The organism is Salinibacterium sp. SWN248 (assembly GCF_015864575.1).
GTDB lineage: Bacteria > Actinomycetota > Actinomycetes > Actinomycetales > Microbacteriaceae > Rhodoglobus.
In genome coordinates, this window is sequence record NZ_JADYWW010000002.1 from 188,773 (window position 1) to 211,209 (window position 22,437).

The 22,437-nt window shown below is 60.8% G+C and carries 22 protein-coding genes and 1 riboswitch; of the genes, 6 read left to right on the plus strand and 16 right to left on the minus strand.

The features are described from left to right. The first annotated feature begins 183 nt into the window (after positions 1-183). A riboswitch (TPP riboswitch) is annotated at positions 184-293 on the plus strand. Next, positions 284-1,636: an MFS transporter gene (locus I6E73_RS10785; protein ID WP_197125481.1), complete on the plus strand. Its 1,353-nt coding sequence runs from the start codon at positions 284-286 to the stop codon at positions 1,634-1,636. It overlaps the preceding riboswitch by 10 nt. On the opposite strand, the gene I6E73_RS10790 is transcribed toward I6E73_RS10785, so the two are convergent. The 5 genes from I6E73_RS10790 to I6E73_RS10810 all read right to left on the minus strand — a co-directional run bounded on the left by I6E73_RS10790 (position 1,621) and on the right by I6E73_RS10810 (position 6,013). Further along, on the minus strand, positions 1,621-2,889 hold the full coding sequence (locus tag I6E73_RS10790) for a Fic family protein (RefSeq protein WP_197125483.1): 1,269 nt from the start codon (positions 2,887-2,889) through the stop codon (positions 1,621-1,623). The two genes, I6E73_RS10785 and I6E73_RS10790, sit on opposite strands and share 16 nt — an antisense overlap. 111 nt (positions 2,890-3,000) lie before the next feature. Further along, positions 3,001-4,038 carry an LLM class flavin-dependent oxidoreductase gene (locus I6E73_RS10795; RefSeq protein WP_197125485.1) on the minus strand — a complete coding sequence of 346 codons (1,038 nt, stop codon included), beginning with the start codon at positions 4,036-4,038 and terminating at the stop codon, positions 3,001-3,003. Beyond that, positions 4,035-5,048: a Ppx/GppA phosphatase family protein gene (locus I6E73_RS10800; RefSeq protein WP_197125487.1), complete on the minus strand. Its 1,014-nt coding sequence runs from the start codon at positions 5,046-5,048 to the stop codon at positions 4,035-4,037. Before I6E73_RS10800 ends, I6E73_RS10795 begins: the two co-directional genes overlap by 4 nt. A gap of 42 nt (positions 5,049-5,090) precedes the next feature. After that, on the minus strand, positions 5,091-5,579 hold the full coding sequence (locus tag I6E73_RS10805) for a heme-binding protein (protein WP_197125489.1): 489 nt from the start codon (positions 5,577-5,579) through the stop codon (positions 5,091-5,093). Between the two features lie 74 nt (positions 5,580-5,653). After that, the gene (locus tag I6E73_RS10810) at positions 5,654-6,013 is read right to left on the minus strand and encodes a zinc ribbon domain-containing protein YjdM (RefSeq protein ID WP_197125491.1); all 360 of its coding nucleotides are present in this window, start codon (positions 6,011-6,013) and stop codon (positions 5,654-5,656) included. 181 nt (positions 6,014-6,194) lie between these two features. Here I6E73_RS10810 and I6E73_RS10815 point away from each other — a divergent pair, with 181 nt between their 5' ends. Next, positions 6,195-6,779, plus strand: a complete 585-nt coding sequence (locus I6E73_RS10815; RefSeq protein WP_197125493.1) for a nitroreductase family protein — start codon at positions 6,195-6,197, stop codon at positions 6,777-6,779. 92 nt (positions 6,780-6,871) lie between these two features. Here I6E73_RS10815 and I6E73_RS10820 read toward each other — a convergent pair whose 3' ends face one another. The 3 genes from I6E73_RS10820 to I6E73_RS10830 all read right to left on the minus strand — a co-directional run bounded on the left by I6E73_RS10820 (position 6,872) and on the right by I6E73_RS10830 (position 8,458). Further along, complete coding sequence (locus I6E73_RS10820) at positions 6,872-7,306, minus strand: hypothetical protein (protein WP_197125495.1); 435 nt, start codon at positions 7,304-7,306, stop codon at positions 6,872-6,874. A 24-nt stretch (positions 7,307-7,330) separates the two neighbouring features. Next, positions 7,331-7,660, minus strand: a complete 330-nt coding sequence (locus tag I6E73_RS10825) for a hypothetical protein (RefSeq protein ID WP_197125497.1) — start codon at positions 7,658-7,660, stop codon at positions 7,331-7,333. Positions 7,661-8,194: 534 nt separating this feature from the next. Then, positions 8,195-8,458 (minus strand): hypothetical protein, encoded by a 264-nt coding sequence (locus tag I6E73_RS10830; RefSeq protein WP_197125499.1) that lies wholly within the window; start codon positions 8,456-8,458, stop codon positions 8,195-8,197. 150 nt (positions 8,459-8,608) lie between these two features. Between I6E73_RS10830 and I6E73_RS10835 the strand changes: the two genes are divergently transcribed. Next, on the plus strand, positions 8,609-10,900 hold the full coding sequence (locus I6E73_RS10835) for an AAA family ATPase (RefSeq protein WP_197125506.1): 2,292 nt from the start codon (positions 8,609-8,611) through the stop codon (positions 10,898-10,900). 431 nt (positions 10,901-11,331) lie between these two features. On the opposite strand, the gene I6E73_RS10840 is transcribed toward I6E73_RS10835, so the two are convergent. The 4 genes from I6E73_RS10840 to I6E73_RS10855 form a co-directional block, all read right to left on the minus strand. Then, positions 11,332-12,351, minus strand: a complete 1,020-nt coding sequence (locus I6E73_RS10840; RefSeq protein WP_197125508.1) for a hypothetical protein — start codon at positions 12,349-12,351, stop codon at positions 11,332-11,334. A 55-nt stretch (positions 12,352-12,406) separates the two neighbouring features. Next, complete coding sequence (locus I6E73_RS10845) at positions 12,407-13,081, minus strand: SDR family oxidoreductase (protein WP_197125512.1); 675 nt, start codon at positions 13,079-13,081, stop codon at positions 12,407-12,409. A 122-nt stretch (positions 13,082-13,203) separates the two neighbouring features. Further along, positions 13,204-13,590 (minus strand): hypothetical protein, encoded by a 387-nt coding sequence (locus tag I6E73_RS10850; RefSeq protein ID WP_197125513.1) that lies wholly within the window; start codon positions 13,588-13,590, stop codon positions 13,204-13,206. 9 nt (positions 13,591-13,599) lie between these two features. After that, a complete protein-coding gene (locus tag I6E73_RS10855) occupies positions 13,600-13,857 on the minus strand; it encodes a DUF4190 domain-containing protein (RefSeq protein WP_197107416.1) in 258 nt (85 codons plus the stop codon). Positions 13,858-14,033: 176 nt separating this feature from the next. Between I6E73_RS10855 and I6E73_RS10860 the strand changes: the two genes are divergently transcribed. After that, on the plus strand, positions 14,034-14,981 hold the full coding sequence (locus I6E73_RS10860; protein ID WP_197125514.1) for a class II glutamine amidotransferase: 948 nt from the start codon (positions 14,034-14,036) through the stop codon (positions 14,979-14,981). Positions 14,982-15,044: 63 nt separating this feature from the next. On the opposite strand, the gene ychF is transcribed toward I6E73_RS10860, so the two are convergent. The 3 genes from ychF to I6E73_RS10875 form a co-directional block, all read right to left on the minus strand. Next, positions 15,045-16,121 carry a redox-regulated ATPase YchF gene (gene ychF / locus I6E73_RS10865; protein ID WP_197125516.1) on the minus strand — a complete coding sequence of 359 codons (1,077 nt, stop codon included), beginning with the start codon at positions 16,119-16,121 and terminating at the stop codon, positions 15,045-15,047. A 73-nt stretch (positions 16,122-16,194) separates the two neighbouring features. Continuing rightward, on the minus strand, positions 16,195-17,691 hold the full coding sequence (locus I6E73_RS10870) for a CoA-acylating methylmalonate-semialdehyde dehydrogenase (RefSeq protein WP_197125518.1): 1,497 nt from the start codon (positions 17,689-17,691) through the stop codon (positions 16,195-16,197). Between the two features lie 109 nt (positions 17,692-17,800). Next, positions 17,801-18,721, minus strand: a complete 921-nt coding sequence (locus tag I6E73_RS10875; protein ID WP_197125520.1) for a LysR family transcriptional regulator — start codon at positions 18,719-18,721, stop codon at positions 17,801-17,803. Between the two features lie 78 nt (positions 18,722-18,799). On the opposite strand from I6E73_RS10875, the gene rmuC reads away from it, so the two are divergent. Further along, positions 18,800-20,113, plus strand: a complete 1,314-nt coding sequence (rmuC, locus tag I6E73_RS10880) for a DNA recombination protein RmuC (RefSeq protein WP_197125522.1) — start codon at positions 18,800-18,802, stop codon at positions 20,111-20,113. Between the two features lie 52 nt (positions 20,114-20,165). On the opposite strand, the gene glpX is transcribed toward rmuC, so the two are convergent. Beyond that, the gene (gene glpX, locus I6E73_RS10885) at positions 20,166-21,155 is read right to left on the minus strand and encodes a class II fructose-bisphosphatase (RefSeq protein ID WP_197107423.1); all 990 of its coding nucleotides are present in this window, start codon (positions 21,153-21,155) and stop codon (positions 20,166-20,168) included. A 212-nt stretch (positions 21,156-21,367) separates the two neighbouring features. Here glpX and fbaA point away from each other — a divergent pair, with 212 nt between their 5' ends. Then, positions 21,368-22,393, plus strand: coding sequence for a class II fructose-bisphosphate aldolase (gene fbaA, locus I6E73_RS10890; protein ID WP_197107424.1), 1,026 nt, complete (start codon positions 21,368-21,370; stop codon positions 22,391-22,393). Positions 22,394-22,437: the final 44 nt, after the last annotated feature.

Genomic DNA, 22,437 nt, shown 5'->3' on the forward strand with positions numbered 1-22,437 from the left:
GTTGCCAACCGTTTCGGGCGCCGTCAACGCAATTGCCGCGCTCCCAAATATTTCTCAGTAAGCTCACCGAGAACCCTCAACTGATAGGTCTACTGGTGGATGCCGCGGCGTCGAGCAGCCGGCACCTCGGGTCACTGCTGCTCGCGAGACGGCGCTGCTGCGGCGCGCGAGTGCTATGTTGTTGCACGTCCCCACGGGAGCCCACAGGCAAGGGCTGAGAGGAAGCTGACGCAGCTTCGACCGTTGAACCTCCCGGGTAATGCCGGCGAAGGAAGTACGGCTCATGCGCCCCACTAGCTCGTCCCCCGCTGTCTCTGTTGCTGCAACCGACTCCGCTGCTCCGCTCGGCACCCGCCGTGCAGTGCGCGGCGGCATCTTCGGCAACTATGTCGACCAGTTCGACATCTTCTTGCCGGTCATCGCCCTGGCCCCGGCATCCGCCCAGCTGTTTGGCTCGGACAATCTGGTCGGGAACGCAGGCCTGATCTTCGTCGCAACCCTGCTGGGGCGCCCGATCGGGGCGGCGATCTTCGGATCGATCTCTGACCGCATTGGGCGAACGGCAACCACGAAAGTTGCTCTGCTCGGTGTCGCGCTCACGACGCTGCTGATCGCGTTCGTTCCCGATCACACGGTGCTGGGCAGCGGCACGCTGGCCGCGATTTTGCTGCTGCGGTTTGTGGGCGGCATCTTCCTGGGCGGCGAATACACCTCCGCCATTCCGCTCGCGATGGAATGGTCGCGGCCCGAACGGCGCGGCCTCGTCAGCGGCCTCATCATGTGGATGTCGCCCTGGGCCAACGCGTCGATCGCGGGCATGGTGTTCGTGCTGCAGAGCGTGCTCGACGCCGCCGCCTATAACCAGTGGGGGTGGCGAACGCTCTTCATTCTGGGCTCGCTGCTCGCCTTCACGATGCTGTTCTACTACCGTGCGCGGGTCGAAGAGTCGCCGCAGTGGCAACGCCCGGGGCAGCGCACTAACCCGTTGAAAGAGATTCTCGTCGGCCGCCACCGCCGCGCGCTCTGGCAAGTGTTCATCATGATGAGCGGGCTCTGGCTGCTCACTAACATGGCGATTCCGGTGCTGGCCGGGCAACTCGGTTCCGGCGCAGGGGCGCTGGGTGCGACAGGGACACTGGATGGTCGAACCCTGTCATTCGCGATGATGATCGGCACCGCGGCATCCGCTCTCACCATGGCAGCCTGCGGTCACCTTTCGACCTTCACCGGACGGCGACGCTTCTTTATAGGTTTTGGGCTCTTGACCGCCGTGGCCGGACCGCTCGCGTTCCTCGCGGTGTTTGCGGCACCCAACCTGGGGCAGCTCGTGCTCGGAGTAGTCGCGCTTCAAGTCGTGACGGTGTCGGCGTACGGGCCGGTCGGGGCGTACCTCGTCGAGCGGTTCCCCACTTCGGTGCGCGCGAGCGGGTACGGGGTCGGGTACAGCCTGTCAATTGTGATTCCCGCGCTCTACCCGTACTACCTGCCGGCGCTGCAAGGCGTGTTGGGGCAGCAGGGTGCGGTCGCTGCATTGCTCGCACTCGGCGGGGTGCTGATTGCGGTGGGGGCGTTCTTGGGGCCGGAGACGGCGGGGGTTGACCTCGACGGTGAGTCGCAGCCTCAGTTGCGCAGCTGACCCACTGCATCGACGTCGGGGGCGGCCGGCGCATGGCGGGGCTTACCGTCGGAGGTGTCCCCTCCCCCGATTCGATTGCTGCGTTCGGTGAGCGCAACGAGTCCGAGGTGTCGGTCCGAGGTCCAGCACACCAGTCGCCCTTTGTGATCCTTGGTGCGAGAAAGGATGCCCGCCTCACCGAGTTGGTTGAGAGCGCCCTGTGCCGCGACCGTCGAGACTCCATAGGTTGCTGCGACCCGCTCTGCTGTCAGAACAGGTTCAGATGCGAGATTCTTGAGCACACTCACAATGACGGCTCCCCGCCGTGGTTGCGCTGGCGACAGCCCGCTCTCGGTTCGATAAGCGAAGAGCTGGTCGAGCAGTACGCCGTCGAGCTGCGTGATGTCTTGGGCGAGTTCGACGGCGTTGGACGCAGCCTGCTCGGCCGCACGTGAGAATCCGACAATCCAATCATCGACACGATTTGCCCGGAAATCGGTGAGGCCGTCGATGTAGGAGTCTTTGTTGCCGACGAAAACGGTGGAGATCGGCACGAGAATGTTGCGCAGGGCATCCGACCGCTTCAGCACCGTGTGGATGAGAGCTCGGCCCGTGCGACCGTTGCCATCGATAAAAGGGTGAATGGTTTCGAACTGAGCGTGGGCGAGCGCCGCCCGAACGACGGGGTTGCCTTCAGTGGCGCTGACAAACTGGGCAAGGTTATCGAGCAATCGGCGCACCTCAGTTTCGGGAGGCGGCACGAACTCTGCCCTCAGCGGCGACCAGCCATTTCCGCCGACCCAGTTTTGCTCGCGACGAATCCCGGGCGGGAGGGACGGCTCGATAACGTGTTGCAGATGTTCGATGTCAGAGAGGCTGACCGGCCTCGTGCGGTCGGCCAGCACATCGATCGACTCTTCCGTTGCTCTCACGTTTGCAATCACGTCGAGAGCAACGCTCTTGCCCTGGTGCAACACTTCGGCGATCGCGAGTTTTTTGGGAGTGACCCGGTTTCCTTCGATCCACGACGAAGAGATACTTTCGGACCGGATCAGGAGATGGTTGAGGTATCCACTTTTCGCGCCAATGCGTTCGTCTGCCCGCGCGAGAACGGCGAGGGCATCCGTTGCTGCCTGGCTTGCTTCATCGGAAATTCGTGGGAGCACTAAATCTAGCTCGTCGGGAACGAACGCACGAAAAGTGCCAGCTGCGCGGTCTTTGCGGCTCAACCCAGCGCCATCTTGTGGATTCCACAGCAGATCGACGTAGTACATGGTGGCCACCTAAGGTTCGCGAATGAGGCGATAAAATAAGTTTAGTGCACCTAAACTTATTTTAGGCGCTGTCGCGAGTGATGGGTCTACGCCGTCGAGAAGGTCGGATTCTTAGGCGACCGAAGGCGCGCTCTCCGCATCGACCACAGGCATCACGTGCTTCACGAGCGCTTCGAGAATACGAGTGTTGAACTCGACCCCGAGCTGGTTGGGCACGGTTACCAGCAGGGTGTCAGCAGCCTGAACGGCTGCGTCGCGCGCGAGCTCGGCGGCGATCAGGTCGGGGGCTCCGATATAGGAGCGGCCGAAACGAGAGCGTGAACCGCCGAGCATGCCGACTTGATCACGCTGTTCGACTTGCCCCTGAACACCAAAGTAGTACTCGGTCTCGTCATCAATGATGGGCAGGATGCTGCGGCTCACCGAGACCCGTGGTGCACGGTCGTGGCCGGCACTCGCCCACGCATCGCGGAACATCGCAATCTGTTCGGCTTGCAGCTCATCGAAGGGAACTCCGGTGTCTTCGGTGAGGAGCGTCGAACTCATGAGGTTCATTCCCTGCTCGGCGGTCCAGATCGCGGTGGCTCGGGTGCCGGCGCCCCACCAGATACGTTCGCTGAGCCCCGGTGCCTGCGGCTGAATCGGCTGCAGAGCGCTCGTGCCAATCATCCGCGGGTTGCCGGAGGCGAACCCTTCGCCCGCGATCGCGCGACGAAACTTGTCCGTGTGGGCGCGAGCCATGTCGGCATCGCTCTCGCCCGCTGTCGGCTCATGACCGAACGCGCGCCATCCGTCGATCACCGTTTCGGGTGAGCCTCGGCTGATGCCTAGCTGCAGACGCCCCGCGGAAATGAGATCTGCTTGCGCCGCGAGTTCTGCCATCGCGAGGGGGTTCTCGTACCGCATATCGATGACACCAGTACCGAGCTCGATGGTGCTGGTGCGGGCAGCAGCAGCGGCGAGCAACGGCCAAGGCGATGCATGCTGGCGCGCGAAATGGTGCACGCGAAAGAAAGCACCATCGACGCCGACTTCCTCTGCCGCAACGGCGAGCTCCACTGCCTGGAGCAACACATCAGCCCCGGTGCGGGTGCGCGAGCCTTCGACGTCTTGCCAGTGTCCGAAGGAGAGGAACCCAAGTTTTGTCATACTGGCGAAACCGGTGACTCGAGCGCGCTATTCCCGAGCGAGAGGGCGACACCGTCGAGGATGTCGTGCTCGCTCGTCGTCACCCACTCGAGCGGGTGACCGGCTGCAGCCGCCGCCTCCGCTACTCGGTGAAGAACCGTGGCCCAGATGATGGCGCCCGAGGCGATCACGTCGACGCGGCCGGGGTGCATGTAGGGCAGTGCTTCGCGTTCGGCGCGAGGCATGTGGGTGAGCGCTTCGCAGGAACGGAGCACCGCTGCCAGCGGCAGCCGACTGCCGCTGATCGCGACAGGGTCGTAGCTGGTGAGGCCGAGGGCATGCGCGGTGATCGTAGTGACGGTGCCGGCAACACCGATGACTTCGGTGGCCCGCGAGAGATCCACCGTTGCGGTCGCGATATCGAGGGCTGCGCTGACGTCGCTGCGGATGGCGGCGAGCTCGGATTCGGAGGGCGGGTCGCTCGTGATGTTGCGCTCCGCCAGACGCACGCAGCCAACATCCATCGAATATGCCGCTTCGGGGATGTTGCCACCGATCACGAGTTCAGTGGAGCCGCCACCGAGGTCAACGACGAGGTGTTGGGGCGCTGGCGCGGAATTGACGGCGTCGTTGGGCTCGGCTGCCGGCAACGCCGTGAGCGCTCCGCGGAACGACAGCGCGGCTTCTTCGGTTCCGGGAATCACTTCGACCGGCACGCCCAGAATCGCGACGACCGCGTCGGTGAACTCGGCGCGGTTGGCGGCATCCCGTGTGGCAGAGGTAGCGACGAAACGGATGCGCTCGGCACCGTGCTCGCGGCACAGATCGGCGTAGCGGCGCACGGCCGCGAGGGTGCGGTCGAGCGCGGCCTGGCTGAACTGGCCGGTGCGGTCGACGCCCTCCCCCAAACGCACGACTTCGAGGGTGCGCAGCACATCGGTCAGCCCGCCGTGCCCGTCGAGGTCGGCGAGGTCGGCGATGAGCAGGCGGATCGAGTTGGTTCCGCAATCGATGGCGGCGACTCGGGTCATGAGTTCTCCTGAAGTGCGGTGGGTGGGGCTAGCGGGCGCGGACTAGCGAACGACCACGAGGGCTTCGTTGCGTTTCAAAAATCCCGGCTTCCACGGTGGGTCGTAGCGGGCGAAGTACACGGCACCCAAGGGTGCGACGCAGTCACGGTTGAGGGCGGCGAGAAGGGCATCCGCATTCTGCTGATATTTCTCTTCGTTGGAGCCGCCGCTGAAGCGCCGCGCTGCTACCCGCTGCTCGGGCACATCGGTCGTGCGCACGGTGGTGTCGCGAGGGGCAGGAACGCTCGTCGCTCCGGCCGGCATCACAAAACTCACGGTGTATTTCTTCGATTCTCCGGGAGCCTGAATGACCGGCGCGGTCATAGAAATATTCGATGCGCTGATGTACCGGATGAGCGGACGAAAGCCTTGATTGCCGGCCTCAAAGAACGAACCGTCGGCATCCACCTGCGCCAGAATGTGCGCCGGATACAGCCGCACTTCGTAACCATCATGCTCAGAAATCACGGTGTACGGCTGCTTTTCGGTCATGCCGTCACCCTACGCCTGCGCGCCTTGAACGAGCCTGACGATTCACCGTGCAGGAAGCCCTCGGTTGCGGGAGCCTAGACCTTCTTGACGACGCTCGACTTGAGCTGCATCTGGCCGAAACCGTCAACCTTGCAGTCGATGTCGTGGTCGCCAACACCATCAACGAGGCGGATGTTGCGCACCTTCGTTCCGACCTTGATCGACGTGGGGCTGCCCTTGACCTTGAGGTCCTTGATGATGCTCACCGTGTCGCCATCGGCGAGTGGAGTGCCGAACGCGTCCTTGATGACGGATGCGTTCTGCTCGGCTTCGGCAGCGGCATCCGCTTCGCTCGGCGACCACTCGTGCGCGCACATGGGACACACCAGCAGCGAGCCCATTTCGTAGGCGAGGTCGCTTGAGCAGTTCGGGCAGAGGGGCAGGGCGTCAGACATAAGGCACTTTCGGCTAGGCACCAATCGGGCTGGCGCAGCGCTGAACTAGTCGCTAATGGTCAATTTTACCTGATCGCGCGGACACAGATCGGTGCACTGGTCTGGAATACGACCGGCGACGCACGCGTTGCACCCCACGACATCGCAGATCGACTCTGTTCAGCTTCTGAAAGGCCTCTTCATGACCATGCTTCACGACCGTCTCGCCGCGACCGACTCCCCCATCCTTGATGTGCTTGCCGAACGGTGGAGCCCCCGCCACTTCGATGCCACCGCACCTCTTGACGAGGCGGCGTTGCAGAATGCTCTCGAAGCTGCTCGCTGGGCACCCTCGGCCTACAACAGCCAGCCGTGGCGCGTCGTCGTCGCTCGTCGCGGAACCCCGCAGCACGACGCCATCGTTTCTTCGCTTATCGCGTTCAACCAAACGTGGGCTGGATCCGCGTCAGCACTACTCGTCTTCCTGACGGAACACCACAACCCCGAAGGCAAGCCGCAGCCGACCGCCCTCTACGACACCGGTCAGGCCGTTGCCTACTTCACGATCCAGGCGCAGAGCCATGGACTGTTCAGCCACCAGATGTCGGGATTTGATCCGGATGCCGCAGCAGCAGCCCTCGACCTCGACCCGCACTTCACGCCCACCACGGTCATGGCCGTTGGCGCACTGGGCGACCCCGCCGAGATGACCGACGTAATCCGCGAGCGCGAAACCGCACCCCGCGCACGACGTGCCGCTGCAGAGTCGGTACTCGTCAACGCGTAACGCTTGATGGTTCGTGGAGTCGGCCTATTCGTTACGGGCGACTCCACGCCGCCACAAGAGCTCAGGACGGCAAGAACGCCGGAGGGCTGCGATCAGGTTGCAGCCCTTTTTGCAGCTATTCTGTTGCGATCCGACTCCCGCCTTCTACCTTTTTTCTCCTGAGCTTGAAGCGCAGCGAGATCCTCCTGCGCACGTCGTTCGGCCTCGAAGTTTGCGCGCCACTTGACCAGCTCATCGTGGCGAGCTTTAGCCTCTTCATTGCGCTGCTCTCTCAACGTGATGAGCGTGTGGCGGAAGTCTTCTCTTAGTTTGGGCAACGCATCGTCCGCCGAGGTATCCAAAATTTGGTTGAGGCTCCAGACCTGCGTTGCCTTGCGCCGGGGCGCCCAGATCGCGAGGTGGCGTATGTGGAGTGAATCTTCGAAGTCGAGGAGTGCATAGCCGAGTAGCTGCAGGAGTGCATTCCTAATCCACTGATTCGATATCCGCTCGCTGGTCTTGCATTCGACTAGAACATCGCCGACCATCCAGTCTGCGTCCGCTCCACCGACCTACCCGCTTCCGGCAAAGACCGGGTTCGGTTCAAAACCAACACCGCCTGCAATTTCTGATTTCCAGCGTTCTATCTGCGGGACTGCACTACTTCTCAAATGCGCAAGGTCTTGAAGCGAGCAAGGATCGATTGACTCGATTAGCGCTGCGCCGCTTTCTGCCTTGCGCAATTTTTTGCCCAATGTGCCGGCGATCAAGGCACCCATAGGTGCCCTATGGAAGCTCTCACACCAGGCAAGAACTATCGCCAAACGATCTGATGTAATCGCGTCGCCGCTCTCTGCCTGTTGGAGCGAGAGTGCATACGCATCGGCAAGCACACCAGCCATGTGCCTACCTCGCCTCACACCTTTGGTGTGTCTTTGGAAGTGTCGAAGTCCTGCGTGTGCCACTGTGTCGATCGGGGAAAAGGAGCCGAGCATCATCCGCGCTCTATAATCGAACGCGGTCCCGACGGCGCCCGCATAGGCTTGCTTGTCGCCGACACCCTCTGGGATTGAAACGGACAACTCTCGAGCTAAAAGTTCATTGAAATCAAACTCCTCGGCAGCTTCTCTACCAATTCTTCCTGGGCTCCCGGCGAGGCGGAGTCGAGGCGCACTTGAGTAAATGAACTGCCGCACCGGCGATTGAGCGCTCTTGAGATGATGCGTCAACGCCATCACAACACCCCATATCCGATTCAGGTTTGATCATAGCTTCAGCTTTCGCGACCTGCGCCTTTTAGGTCACCGCTTGATTAGAAGCTGCAATGCCGCCAGACTGTTTCTCCCCGCCTGAGCGCTCAGACTGGATCTAAGAATCACGCTGGCTGACTCTTGCGCTGGAGATGTGCCCCTCTCCCTCGTCTCCAAATTAAATTTTCAGAACTCAGCCGCGAGTTGATTCTGCTGTTCGAAGAACTTTGCTTCAATATGAGCCCTGCCCGGCACGCCGGAAACCACTGTTGCGGCTCGTTTGGTCTTCCGATCACGAGTGCAATCAATTTCGTCGAAGCCGGGAATACGAAGGCCAAAATGTGCCCCAGCCTCCACCGGAAGCCACTCTCCCAAACAGCTGATCGAAATCCGCAGCGGCGCGTCCCAAAATCGCCCGGGCATCATCGATGCAGAACGAAGAATTCCCACGGATTCATAGGCGTCTCGGCGAGCAAGGTTGAGAAAACCCCACCATAGTGCTCTCGCAGAAATATGATGCCTCTAGCAGCAAAGACCAACCGCCAAAGGGTGACGCTTGATAGGCCACCCGATTCGCTAGCGAGACGAACCGGAGAAACTGTGACGATCAAAAACATCACCGTGCAAGCCGACTACTGCTTTGGGGAACAGCCTCTGCTGCTCCCGGAATTGAAAAAAGTCAATTTCGTTTTCGCACCGAATGGCGCGGGCAAATCAACGATTTCGAAGGCTCTTGCTCAACAACCAACTGATCCAGACGAACGAGCGATCTGGCCTACAGCGCCCACCTCCTCCCCAATACGAGTGTTCAACGAGGCCTACCGATCACGGGTTCTAAACGAACAGGTAAACGGGATTTTCACCATCGGGGAAGAATCCGAGTCAGTAAACAAAAAAATCAGTGCGCTGGAAGACGGGAAGAGAACACGAAGAGCGAACCGTCAAGAGTGGCTCAAAGCGATCGGGTCAGCGGACGACAAGAAGGCACCCACCGGCGCGCTCGGAGAGATAGAAACCGCACGCTTTGAGGCAAGCGTTTCAGTCTTCGACGCTCACAAGAATCTAGATTCGTCGGTCGTCCCAATCGTTTTTGAAGGATACAGAAACGACCGTGCGAAGTTCTTTCGCGAGGCGGGCATTCGCTTTGGAAAGCTCGGCTCGCTCGCAACTGATGTCAACTGGGAATCAATCTCCGCACGCGCTCGAAGTCTGAGCGGCGACAAAGTCACGCGCTTGAGGCTTCCTGTTATTTCAACTGCGAGTTTATTGTCACCCGACGACATCGCGGAGGTGGGCACAATGGGTGCCCACGGCGGGGATGGAAGGTTCGCCGCCCTCATCCTGCACCTCAAGAACGAAGAATGGGTGAGCAAGGGGCGTGAGTACATTGATGACGCTGATGGGAAGTGCCCGTTCTGCCAGAACCAGGCGCCTGACGACCTCGAAAGCGAGTTATCGAACTATTTTGCGGGCGGCTTTGATAAGGCGCTCGGACGTTCACTGCTCATCGAGAGCGCGGCAAAGAGCAAAGCACGAAAACTGGAAGACGAGATTTCGGCGTTAGAGAATGCTGTAACTGCTGATTCTGAAATCGATGATTCAACATTTGGTATTCCGGCATCTGCGCTTCGACGGGCAGCAGAATTGCTCGGAGCACGTCTTCACGAGCGCAGCAATCGTCCGACCCAAGCAGTTGTGGTGTCTGACATCGACGAATTCGCAGCCGAGGTTAATGCCCTAATTGGACTCGAGAATCAAAGGATCGACGGACACAACCGGCTTGTAGCGAACGCGGTTGACGAAAGGCGGAGGCTAATTGACGATGGTTGGTCTTTGTTCGTCTCGGACGGTGCTGTTGCCGCAGAATTAAGTAGATACCGTGGGATCGAGTCGAGCAAGACTCAACGAGTCAACACGCTCCGAGAACAACTCGAAGGAGCGGCAGCCGCAGATGAAGTCGCCAATCAAGAGATCGCTGAACTAAGGCAAAAAATTTCGAATACTGCCGAGGTCGCTGATCGGATAAATAAGCTACTCAGCGCGATGGGGTTCCACCGCTTCAGTCTAAAGGTCGCGGACGCAATAAATGGCGGCTACCGGATCGTCCGAGAAAATGGCACATTGGCGTTTGAATCGCTATCTGAGGGCGAAAAGTCATTCATCTGTTTTGCCTATTTCTGGGAGTCGCTTTTCGGTACTGCAGAAGCGAACGCAACGCCAGAAGATGTCGTCGCGGTGATCGACGACCCGATCTCCAGCTTGGATAGCGACGCCCTTTTCATGGTTGCCGCCTATATCCGTGACGCTGCCAAAAGAGCCACCGATGAAAAGTCGAACCTTCAGCAATTGATCGTTCTGACGCACAACACTCAGTTCCACCATGAAGCCGCTTACGCCGTGGAGCGGAGTTCGAAGGAACGCCGCTATTTCAGGCTCGTAAAGAAGCTGGGTGGGTTTACTGAAATGCATGACGACGGTAATCGATCCAGAATCCGCGGAAGCTATGCGCTTCTCTGGCACTGCGTGGTCGAAGCCGCACAGAACGAGGATGAATCGGATCTAGTTCGCGTAGGCGTCTTCAACATCGTGCGTCGAATCCTCGAGGGATATTTCAAAACGATCGGGAACATCTCCGATTTTGACCGCCCTGATGGCATATCCCCGACCGAAGCGAGGATGGTAGCTCAGTTCCATATGTGGGCAAACTCGGGTTCCCACACGATTACTGACGATATTGACCAAACTATCGACGTAGGGCGCACTAGGGACTTCCTCGTGTTATTTATGCGATATTTCGAGTGGCAGGGCCACGGGGCCCATTTCGAGATGATGATTGCTGCAAGCGATGGGGCAGACCTCCTGGGGCCAAACGAGATTTTCGCTCGATCTTGATGACACGGCGCGCTGACGAATCGGTTCTCACCAACCCCTAACGTGGGATGTCTCGTGGAGTCCGCTCGCTCGTGAAGCGCGACTCCACGCCGCCTGGTTATTCACCGCGCGATGGCGCGGCTGATCGCCCGTCTCGCGGATTCAGGACGATATGAATCAGACTCCCGAACATCCCGATTACCGAGAGCAGCAGAATCGATCCCACGGGAACGAAGAAGTGCCACGCTTGCTCAAATTCCCACTCGTCGTCACGGGATCTCACTACGAGCGCGCTGCTCCAATCGCCCGAGAACTCAGGAAGCCCAACGATAAACGCGCCTAGGGAAAAGTAAGCCCCCATCGCCGCGAAAACAGCCAGCAGAATGACCCTGGCTCTACCTCGACTTGGTTGGGAAGCCAGCCAGAACTCAACCGGGCGATGCGGATCGTCTTTATGCCACAACGTCGCCCGCGATCAGTTCGCGCAGCGCGGTCACGATGCCATTCTTCACGTCGGACGACAGGTGCGAGACAAGCACGTGCGCGACGCCCGGCTCGGTAATGATGGTCGTCGCTTTGTCATCCAGCTTGATGGATGCCGGGTCGATTGCACTGCGGAGAGACACGACCGGTTCTTCCATCAGGTCACACGAGCGAACCGCGACATCGGTAACGACAATGCCGTACACACCCGCGAAGGTTTTATCGAGCGATGCGAACGCTATGGTCTCGCCGTCACCTAAGCCAATCTTGGGGCCAAATTTCTTCAGCATCTTGGCCAAGCGGGGGTCCTCGGCGAGCAACACGTCACTACGGATGCCGAGCTCTGCCAGCCGCGGAACCAGCTCAGCAGCAGTCGAGTTCTCAGTCTCTTCCTCGCCCGGTTCACCCGCGACGGCGAGCCCGAGCGCCTGCGAGAGCTGCACGACGCTCGTCACAGCGTCCTCAAGAAGCTGAGTGAGCCGGAACTCTGGAGAGTGGCCCTCAGCCGAGTCGGCTCCGATGAGCTTCACCATGTCTGACCAGTCGAAGGCACTGCCAACGGAACTGATCAGGGCCTGGCTGGAGGCGACCGGATCTACCGACGTGACGGGCAGCATCCGATAATTGGGAAGCTCTCGCCCGAATACTCCCGCAAACTTGTCTTGAATAACGATGCGCTGGTCGGTGACGAGAAAACCCAGAGTCTGGCGCTTTCGTGTGAAGCGATTCATGGCGTGGTAGCCGACAAACAGCAGCGGCACCTCGTTGGGTCGCGGAGCATCCGCAAGCAACAGCTGCTCGACAGCTTCGTCGAAGACTCGAGCAGCGTCGTCAAAAACCGGGTGATCCTTCTGGCCGGGAAGGAACACCACCGGCTGCAGTTCAGACGCAAGGTCCTTGGCCCACAGCGAGAGCCGGGCAGCGATGGTGTTTGTCGCCGAACGGTGGTCCGCAGGAATGTTGCGAAGGTACTCTTCCGCTGTCGTCATGAACTGATTCCTTTCGAAGGCCGGCAGGTTGTGCGACTAGTCGCGGAAGAGCGCACTATTCGCGGCCGTCTTCGAGCGGGATGAGCATCGTGCGGAACTCGCCTTCTGAAGCGTGGATGTCCCAGATGCGAGAAGCGACGTCATCAATGCCGTTGGGCAGCTGAAGCTTGGGAATGCCACCCGGGATGACGAGCTGACGGATGCGGATTTCCTCCCCTTCGAGCGTCTCGTGCAGCATCTCGCCGTAAGCACTCTCGGCGGGGAACGCGAGTGACGTTCCCGCGAAGCCGGCACGCGCCTTCACCGAGGTGCCGCCGTTGATCAGGATGATGCTGCCGTGACCTGCCTCACGCATCGCCGGCAGCACCGCGCGCACGGTATGGATGAGCCCGAGCGCTGAGAACTGCAGCGCTTCGAGCGCGAGTTCGGGAGTCAGATCGAGCACCGGCTTCAGGTAGTCACGTGACGGAAGCGGGCTGTACTGCACGGCGGTGATGGGCCCGAGCTCGGCAGCGGCACGAGCGAGCGCAGCCTCGAGCTGTGCCGGTTCCCGCACATCTGCAGCGTAGCCGCGAGCGCTCACGCCATCCGTTTCAAGCTCAGCGGCGAGAGCGTCAAGCTTCGACTGATCCCGCGAAATCAGGGCGACTGCAAAGCCTTCGCGCCCAAACCTGCGGGCGACTGCAGCGCCGAGTCCGGGGCCTGCTCCGATGATGGCGATAACGGGCATGAGATTCCTTCGCTGGACGTGTTTGGCGGGCTGTGCTGCTTGAAAAGCCTACCGGCGTTCTCCTGATCAATTCGAACGGGATGACTCACGAACAATGGCGATGACGCAAGCGCGTGCTGCCGCTAAAACTCTTCGTCCGTGATGCCTAGTTTCTCTTTAGTAGCGGCCCCTTCGTCCGCGTCGAGCCAAGCGAATTCGTAGCGACCGTTGTGTGGGGATTTGTGGCCGCTGAATTCGAAGTATCCCGCTTGCAGCTCCCGCACGGTGATCCATGGTGGATAGTCTTCCTGGGATAGCTCGTGAGTGCCGTCGGCCCAGACGACGATGTACCAGACCCACCATGTCTGCTGGAAGAGACTCAATGGCGATACGAAGTGCCCTACGACTGACGCGATGTGGCCGGCTTCGACGCCATCTTTCGTTAAGACACCAACGCCTCCCTCGAACGGATCCAGGGTTTCGTCCGGGATCGGAGGCTTGACATGCTTCTTCCAGAAAGACCGAATCATGGTCTAGGCCTAGCCCAGAAGTCCGCTCTGCGTCAGCCCAGCGGTCATGATCGTGAGCCAGACAGCGAAGAAAGCGACTTGGAACAACGTGCCCGCGATGCCGATGATGATCGCTGCGCGAGCTAGCCCGCGACCCGATTCCCCACTCGACGTGATCTGCTTGCGACCCATTGCGCCCAGCACCACCCCCACGATCGGAATCATGAACGCGGCGATGAATCCGATGAGTGCGAGCGTGTTCGTGCGCGGGACAGGGCTTGTTGTCATACGTCATAGTGGCACGACCGCGGAAAGACGTCGTGCGTCACTGCGAGACGCGCCTAGTTGTTGGAGCGGAATTCCACCGCGTTTCGTAGCCGATTGACCTCGGTGTGTTGTTCAGATGACCAGCACCGGCTCCATGCAACGACAGTAGGATGACAGGAGCCCAACGAAGGAGATATATGTGCCGCGTCCTCGCCTACCTCGGTCCTGAGACACCACTTGAGAACCTCCTACTCAAGCCAGAGAACAGCCTGATCAACCAGGCACTCGACCCCGAACGGCACCCCGAGCTCCAGTTGGCCGGATGGGGATTCGGGATCTGGGGCGAGCACCTGCTGAAGCCCGAAGAACCCTTCATTTACCGCCGCCCCATGGCGGCCTTTTACGACGACAACGCCACCCGGATGATCCCCAGCCTGCAGGCCAGCACGATGTTGGCGCATGTGCGAGCCGCGGTGTACGACTCGAAGGTCGTAATGGTCGACGAGAACTGCCACCCGTTCTCCTTCGAGGAGACCCCGTGGATCCTCGCCCAAAATGGCTACCTGCCCAACTGGCAGCTTCTGCAGCGCGAGCTTCTGCAGCACTGCGAGGATCGGTATCTCACACAGATGCGCGGGAACACGGACACCGAGTTCATCTACGTGCTACTCCTCTCGCTGCTCGAAGGTGACAGCAACGAGGACGTCCAACGAGCGATCGAGAAGCTCATCGAGCTGATCGCCCAGGCGATGAAGAACCTCGACCTCGGCGCTCTGACCAAGCTGAAGATGGCGCTCGTGTCGGACGGCCGAATCATCGGTGTCAACGTCGGCCTCGGTCACCACGGTGAGACCAACCCCGCTGGTGACTGGAAGAAGCTGCGAAAGTCAGCCCCCGACAGCGACGACTTCGCGCTCTCGATGCTCCTCGAACCGATGTACCTACTGATGGGGCGCAACTTCGAGGACGACGCAACGACCTACGATTTTGAGGAGTGCAGCGAGGATGACGCGACCGGTGTCATATTCGCCTCCGAGCCCTTGACCGAGGGTGACGACTGGTCGCAGCTCAACTTCGGCGAGATCGTCTTCCTTGAGAAAGACGGTGAGCGCATCACCAAAACCGTCAACACACTGAAGGTCTGAGCGCGCTAGGTGTTTTTCTCACGCAAGCTGTGATCAGCCGGGCGTAACGGAAGACGAAAACCCCTAGTTGTTGAAGCGGAACTCCACGACGTCGCCGTCGCTCATGACGTATTCCTTGCCCTCAACACGGGCCTTGCCCTTGGCGCGAGCCTCAGCGATGGAGCCGGTCTCGACGAGGTCGTCGAAGCCGATGACCTCGGCCTTGATGAAGCCCTTTTCGAAGTCGGTGTGGATGACGCCGGCAGCCTGAGGCGCCTTGGCACCCTTCGGGATCGTCCAGGCACGAGTCTCTTTCGGACCCGCCGTGAGGTACGTCTGCAGGCCGAGAGTGTCGAAGCCGATGCGGGCGAGCTGGTCGAGACCGCTCTCCTCCTGGCCAGTGCTCGCGAGAAGTTCTGCGGCATCCTCGTCGTCGAGGTCGATGAGTTCGGCCTCCAACTTGGCATCGAGGAAGATGGCCTTCGCGGGGGCAACCAGAGCCGCCAATTCGGCGAGCTTGTCTGAGTTACCCAGCACCGCTTCATCCACGTTGAAAACGTAAATGAACGGCTTGGAGGTGAGCAGACCGAGCTCCTGGATCAGCTCCAGTTCAATCTTGGTGGCTTCAGAGAGGGGCTTGCCCTCGTTAAGGAACGCCTGCGCAGCAAGCGCGGCCTCGAGAACGGCGGGCTCAACACGCTTGGTCTTGAGTTCCTTCTCGTACCGAGCGACAGCCTTTTCGAGGGTCTGCAGGTCAGCGAGAATCAGCTCGGTGTTGATGGTCTCCATGTCGGATGCCGCATCAACTTTGCCGTCGACGTGAATAACATCCGGGTCGCTAAAGCCGCGCACGACCTGAGCGATGGCGTCAGCCTCGCGAATGTTCGCCAAGAACTTGTTGCCCAGACCTTCGCCCTCACTGGCGCCCTGCACAATGCCGGCGATGTCAACGAAGGAAACAGGAGCAGGCAAGATGCGCTCACTGTTGAAGATACCCGCCAGCACCTTGAGGCGCGGGTCGGGCAGGTTCACGATGCCCACGTTAGGTTCGATGGTCGCGAACGGATAGTTCGCGGCGAGCACCGAATTCTTGGTCAGAGCGTTAAAAAGGGTGGACTTGCCGACATTCGGGAGTCCAACGATTGCAATAGTGAGAGCCACAGAAGACAATCCTACCGGCGATAGCGGCCCCGAGGTACGGGACCGCTATCGCGACGGTAAAGCGGACTAGGTGTTAGGCGTCGCTCTGCGGGAAGCCCAGGTTGATTCCACCGTGGCTGGGGTCGAGCCAGCGGCTGGTAACAGCCTTCTGACGGGTGAAGAAACGGATCGCGTCGGGACCATAAGCCTTCGTGTCGCCGAACATGGAGTCCTTCCACCCACCGAAGGAGAAGAAGGCAACCGGAACGGGGATCGGAACGTTGATGCCGACCATGCCGACCTCAACTTCGCGCTGGAAGCGACGAGCCGCTCCGCCATCGTTCGTGAAGATCGCGGTGCCGTTTCCGTACTGCGAGGAGTTGATCAGGGCGAGTCCCTCTTCGTAGCTCTGAACGCGAATCACGCCGAGAACCGGTCCGAAGATTTCGTGCTTGTAGACATCCGAGTCAGTGGAGACGTTGTCGATAAGCGTCGGGCCGAGCCAGAAGCCGTTAGCGTCGCCATCGATCTCGATGCCGCGTCCATCGACGACAACAGTGGAGCCGTCAGCCTCAGCTAGCTCGATGTAGCCAGCAACCTTGTCGCGGTGCTGCTGCGTGATGAGCGGCCCCATGTCGCAGGAGCGAGTTCCGTCGCCAACCTTGAGGGTCGACATCCGCTCGCTGACCTTCGCAATGAGCTCGTCAGCAACAGGCTCGACAGCAACGACGACCGAGATCGCCATGCAACGCTCGCCAGCGGAACCGAAGCCAGCGTTGACAGCAGAGTCAGCAACGAGGTCGAGGTCAGCATCCGGAAGAACCAGCATGTGGTTCTTCGCGCCACCGAGAGCCTGAACGCGCTTGCCGTGGTGAGCAGCGGTTTCGTAGATGTACTTGGCGATAGGAGTGGAACCAACGAACGAGACGCTGGCTACATCGGGGTGCTCAAGAAGAGTGTCAACGGCGAGCTTGTCACCGTGAACAACGTTGAAGACACCGTCAGGAAGGCCTGCCTCGGTGAAAAGCTCTGCCATCCAGAGCGAGGCGGACGGGTCCTTCTCGCTGGGCTTCAACACGACGGTGTTACCGGCGGCAACAGCCATGGGGAAGAACCACATCGGCACCATGGCCGGGAAGTTGAAGGGGCTGATGATCGAGACAACGCCGAGCGGCTGCTGCAACGAGTACACGTCAACACCGGTCGACACGTTTTCGCTGTACTCACCCTTGCTCAGGTGTGCGATGCCACAGGCGAAGTCGAGAACTTCGAGACCACGAGCGATCTCGCCAGCAGCATCCGAAAGAACCTTGCCGTGCTCGGCGGTGATGATGGCAGCAAGCTCATCCTTGCGAGCGTTGAAGAGCTCACGGAAGGCGAACATTACGGCGGTGCGCTTCGCGAGCGACGTGTTGCCCCAGGCGGGGAAGGCAGCCTTAGCCGCGGCAACACCAGCGTTGACATCAGCGACGGATGCGAGAGGAACGGTGCGAGCGACAGCGCCCGTTGCGGGGTTGAAGACGTCGCCACGGTTGGGCGAATCGCCCTCGGTAGCGGAGCCGTTGATCCAGTGCGGAATCGTGGAGTACATGGGCCTACTTTCGATCGGAGGTGTGCCCAGTCTGCAACCCATCCGATCTGCAATCAAGACCTATTAGTGCACGGGCAATCTGCAGAAACGCACACGGTGGCGTGAGGCGCTAGTTGAAGGGCAATAGCTCTGAGCCGCGCCGCGCGACCTCGCGATGCAAAGCCGCTCGCACCAGCTGAACGGCCTCGACATCCGCGGCCTCTTTGCGCACCGAAAGAGCGAACTCCAAGCGGAAACTGACCTCGTCGGGCAGCACCGCAACCAGGCCAGGCTCGGGCTCAGCCATGAAGGCGTGCAGCAGCCCAATGCCGGCTCCCTGACGCGTTGCCTCGAGTTGCGCAAACACACTCGTGGAACCGAATCCGACGCGCATGCCGCCGAGCACCGGGGCGAGGTCGAGCTCGCGAACCGTGAGCAGGGCATCCACGTAAAAAATCAGCGGATGGGCGTCGAGGTCGGCAACAGAATGAATCGCAGGGTGGGTCGCCACATAGTCGGGCGAGGCGTAGAGGCGCAGCGCATAGGCCGCGAGAGGTTCGGAGGCGAGGCGCGAAGTGGCCGCTGAGCCGATCGTGATCGCCAGATCGAAGCCTGCGCCACGCAAACTCAGCGGGCGGGTAGAGGTGACCAGCTCGACCGTGATGGCCGGATGCTCCGCCTGCACTGCCGCGAGCGCTGCCGTCACAAAGGTCGCCCCGAATCCATCGGGCGCGACGATGCGCACAGTGCCGCGCACTTCGTCCGCTCCCCCGCTGGTCGCCCCGACGACGTTTTCAACGATGTTCTCGAGCCCGGCGGCGCGGGTGGCAACTTCGCGGCCGATGGCGGTGAGCTCCCAGCCGTCAGCGCCACGGTCAAGGAGGCGCACCCCGAGGGCTGCTTCAAGCCGGTCTATGCGGCGACGCACGGTGGTGTGGTCGACGCCGAGCAGGGTTGCTGCCGACACCATTCGGCCGGCGCGGGCCACAGCAATGAGGTAGCGCAGATCGTCGGTGCTCACATCGAGCGGATGCACGGAATCGCTAGCCATGCGTTAACCCTAGGGGCGCTTCGGGACAACTGCCGCAGGGCATCCTGCAATGTCGTCGCCGGCTGGCACACTGGCGGAATGGATCCCCTCGTCGCCCTCATCGTTGGTCTACTCGTGGGCGCCGTCCTCGGCGTCGTGATTGGCCTGCTCATTGCCCGTGTTCGCGCGACCGCACCGACGGGCCGCGTTGACCCCGAAGTGCTGGAGGCTCGCCATCAGGCCGCGATCGCGAACGTGACTGCCGCCGAGCGCGAACAGCAGTCTCGGCTGGCAGCGGAGCTGGCATCCATCACGGCACGGTCTGAAGCGCTGGGCGAGCAAGTGGCGTCACTGCAAGCGCAGTACCGCGAGACCCTCGATCGTCAGCGTGATGAGGCTGCGGCTCTCGTTGAGCGCGAACGTCGCGAGTCGAAGGTGCTACAGGCGCTCACCCCCGTGCAAGAGACGCTACGCACGATGCAAAACAAAGTCACCGAGTTGGAGTCGCAGCGCAGCCTGCAACACGGCGAGCTGAGCCAGCAGCTCAAATCAGCCACCGAATCCGAAGAGCGCCTGCGCAGCACCGCCGAATCACTGGCCTCGGCCCTGCGCAACAACTCCACCCGTGGCGTGTGGGGCGAGACTCAGTTGCGCAACGTCGTGCAGGCCGCTGGCCTCATCGAACGGGTCGACTTCGACCTGCAATCGAGCATCAATTCGGATGCCGGTGCCGGCCGCCCCGACATGGTCGTGCACCTTCCCGGCGGCAAGAACATCGCGGTCGACGCCAAAGTTCCCTTCACCGCCTTCTTGGAGGCGAGCCAGATCTCAGTCACCGCGACGGGAGAAGAAGGTGCCCGCCGCGAGGCCCTCATCAAGCAGCACGTTAAGGTGATGCGCGGCCACATCGACACCCTCGCCAGCAAGGCCTACTGGGCCGGGCTCGAGGCCTCCCCCGAGCTCGTTATTGCGTTCATCCCGAGCGAATCGCTCGTATCGTCAGCGATGGAAGCTGACCCGTCAATCATGGATTACGCCTTCAGCAAGCGCGTCGCTCTCGCCTCCCCCGTGACCCTGTGGTCAGTGTTGAAGACGGTGGCGTTCTCCTGGCAGCAAGACGTGCTCACCGACCAAGCCAAGACGCTGTTTGATCTCAGCAAAGAGCTCTACCAGCGCCTCGCCACGCTTGCCGAGCACGCCGACAAACTGCGTCGCTCAATCGACACCACCGTGAACAGTTACAACCAGTTCGCGAACTCCCTAGAGAGCCGCGTGCTCGTGACCGCCCGCAAGCTCAATGCCCTCGACGAATCGAAAGTCATCGGAGACACCCACACGGTCGAAGGCACGCCAAAGCACATCACGGCAGCCGAAATGGAACTCGAACTGCCTACCGACAGCGACGGCCGTTAACGAGAACTGGCGCGCTCTCCGAGACGGAGAACGCGCCAATTGAAGGCTGTCTTTAGTGGTCGAGCCACTTCTCGGCGAGGTGATCAGCCGAAATGCGGCGAATCGTTCCCGAGTGCGACCGCAACACAATTGACTCCGTGCGGATGATGGGGCCGTAGCGACGCACACCCTTCACGAGTCCACCATCGGTGACACCCGTCGCAACGAAGAACGTATTGTCGCTGGCGACCATTTCGTCAGCCGTGTAGACGTGATCGAACTTGAGCCCGGCATCCATTCCGCGTTGACGTTCATCGTCAGACTGCGGGTACAGGATCGTCTGGATTTCGCCGCCGAGTGCCTTGATGGCACACGCGGTAGCAACACCCTCGGGGCTGCCACCGATGCCGACACACATGTCGATGCGTGTGCCATACAGCGCAGCGTTGATTCCGCCAGCAACGTCACCGTCGAGCATGAGGCGCGTACCCGCACCAGCTTCGCGGATGTCGTCGATGAGTTGAGCGTGACGCGGACGGTCAAGCACCGCAACCACGATGTCTTCAGGACGCTTGCCCTTAGCCTTCGCGAGCGCGCGGATGTTCTCGCCGATGGGCTTGTGGATGTCGATAACCCCGATGCCTTCAGCACCCGTGACGATCTTGTCCATGTAGAAAACGGTGGATGCATCGAGCATCGTGCCACGGTCAGACACAGCAATCATCGAGATTGCGTTCTGTCGCCCGGCTGCCGTGAGCGACGTGCCGTCAATCGGATCAACCGCGATGTCGCAGGCTGGCCCGCGACCGGTGCCCACGTGCTCACCGTTGAAAAGCATGGGGGCGTTGTCTTTTTCGCCCTCGCCAATAACAACAAGGCCGTCGAAGTCGACGGTGCCCAAGAACTTGCGCATCGCATCAACCGCGGCGCCATCGGCGCCAAGCTTGTCGCCCTTACCAATGAAGGGAACGGCGCGAATCGCGGCCGCTTCGGTTGCCCGCACAAGCTCAAGAGCGAGGTTGCGATCGGGATGGAGGAATAGCGTGCCGGTTTCTGTACTCACCTAGAGGCATCCTTCGTTGAGAGTGGTCGACTGGGGACGCGCCGGTGGTGGTCAGCGCAGCCCTCAGTCTATCCGAATCGTTCCACCGCCTTCGGTCGTTACCGGAGAGATCGCACTAACGTGCAACAGTTCGCGCCCACACAGAGGCGGTGGATAGAATCGAGGCGAGCCGGACCAGAGCGGTAGTCGGTACCGCATGAGGAGAGACAACAATGCCAGTCGCAACCCCAGACCAGTACGCAGAAATGCTCGACAAGGCGAAGAAGAACTCCTTCGCCTACCCCGCCATCAACGTTTCGTCGTCGTCCACCATCAACGGCGTGCTTCAGGGCCTCAGCGATGCTGGCTCTGACGGCATCATCCAAGTCACCACGGGTGGCGCAGATTACTTCGCTGGCCAGTCGGTCAAGGCACGCGCATCCGGAGCACTCGCTTTCGCTGCGTTCGTCACCGAAGCCGCCAAGAACTACCCCGTCACGGTCGCTCTGCACACCGACCACTGCCCCAAGAACGCTCTCGATGACTTTGTCTACCCGCTCATCGCGGCATCCGAAGCCGAGGTCAAGGCCGGTCGCAACCCGATCTTCCAGTCGCACATGTGGGACGGCTCAGCTGTTCCCCTCGACGAGAACCTCGCCATCGCACGCGACATCCTTCCCCGCATGAAGGCCATCAACTCGATTCTCGAAGTTGAAATCGGCGTCGTCGGCGGAGAAGAAGATGGTGTCAGCCACGACATCAACGACAGCCTCTACACGACGCTGGATGACGTCATCGCTACCGTCGAAGCGCTCGGTCTCGGCGAGCAGGGCCGCTACATCGCAGCCCTCACCTTCGGCAACGTGCACGGCGTGTACAAGCCCGGAAACGTGAAGCTTCGCCCTGAACTGCTCGGTGAAATTCAGGCCGGCATCGCCGCGAAGTACGGCACCGATGCTAACCCGCTCGACCTCGTCTTCCACGGCGGATCAGGTTCGACCGATGAAGAGATCGCGACCGCTGTTGCCAACGGTGTTATCAAGATGAACATCGACACCGACACCCAGTACGCCTACAGCCGCTCGATTGCTGACAGCGTTCTGAAGAACTACGACGGTTTCCTCAAGGTTGACGGCGAAGTGGGCAACAAGAAGATTTACGACCCCCGCGCCTGGGGCAAGACAGCAGAGTCGGCTCTCGCCCTCCGCGTTGTTGAAGCCACCAAGCAGCTCGGTTCGGCTGGATTCTCCAGCAAGTAGCGCTCGTTGCGAATAGGGGTTGACCTTCGGGTCAGCCCCTATTC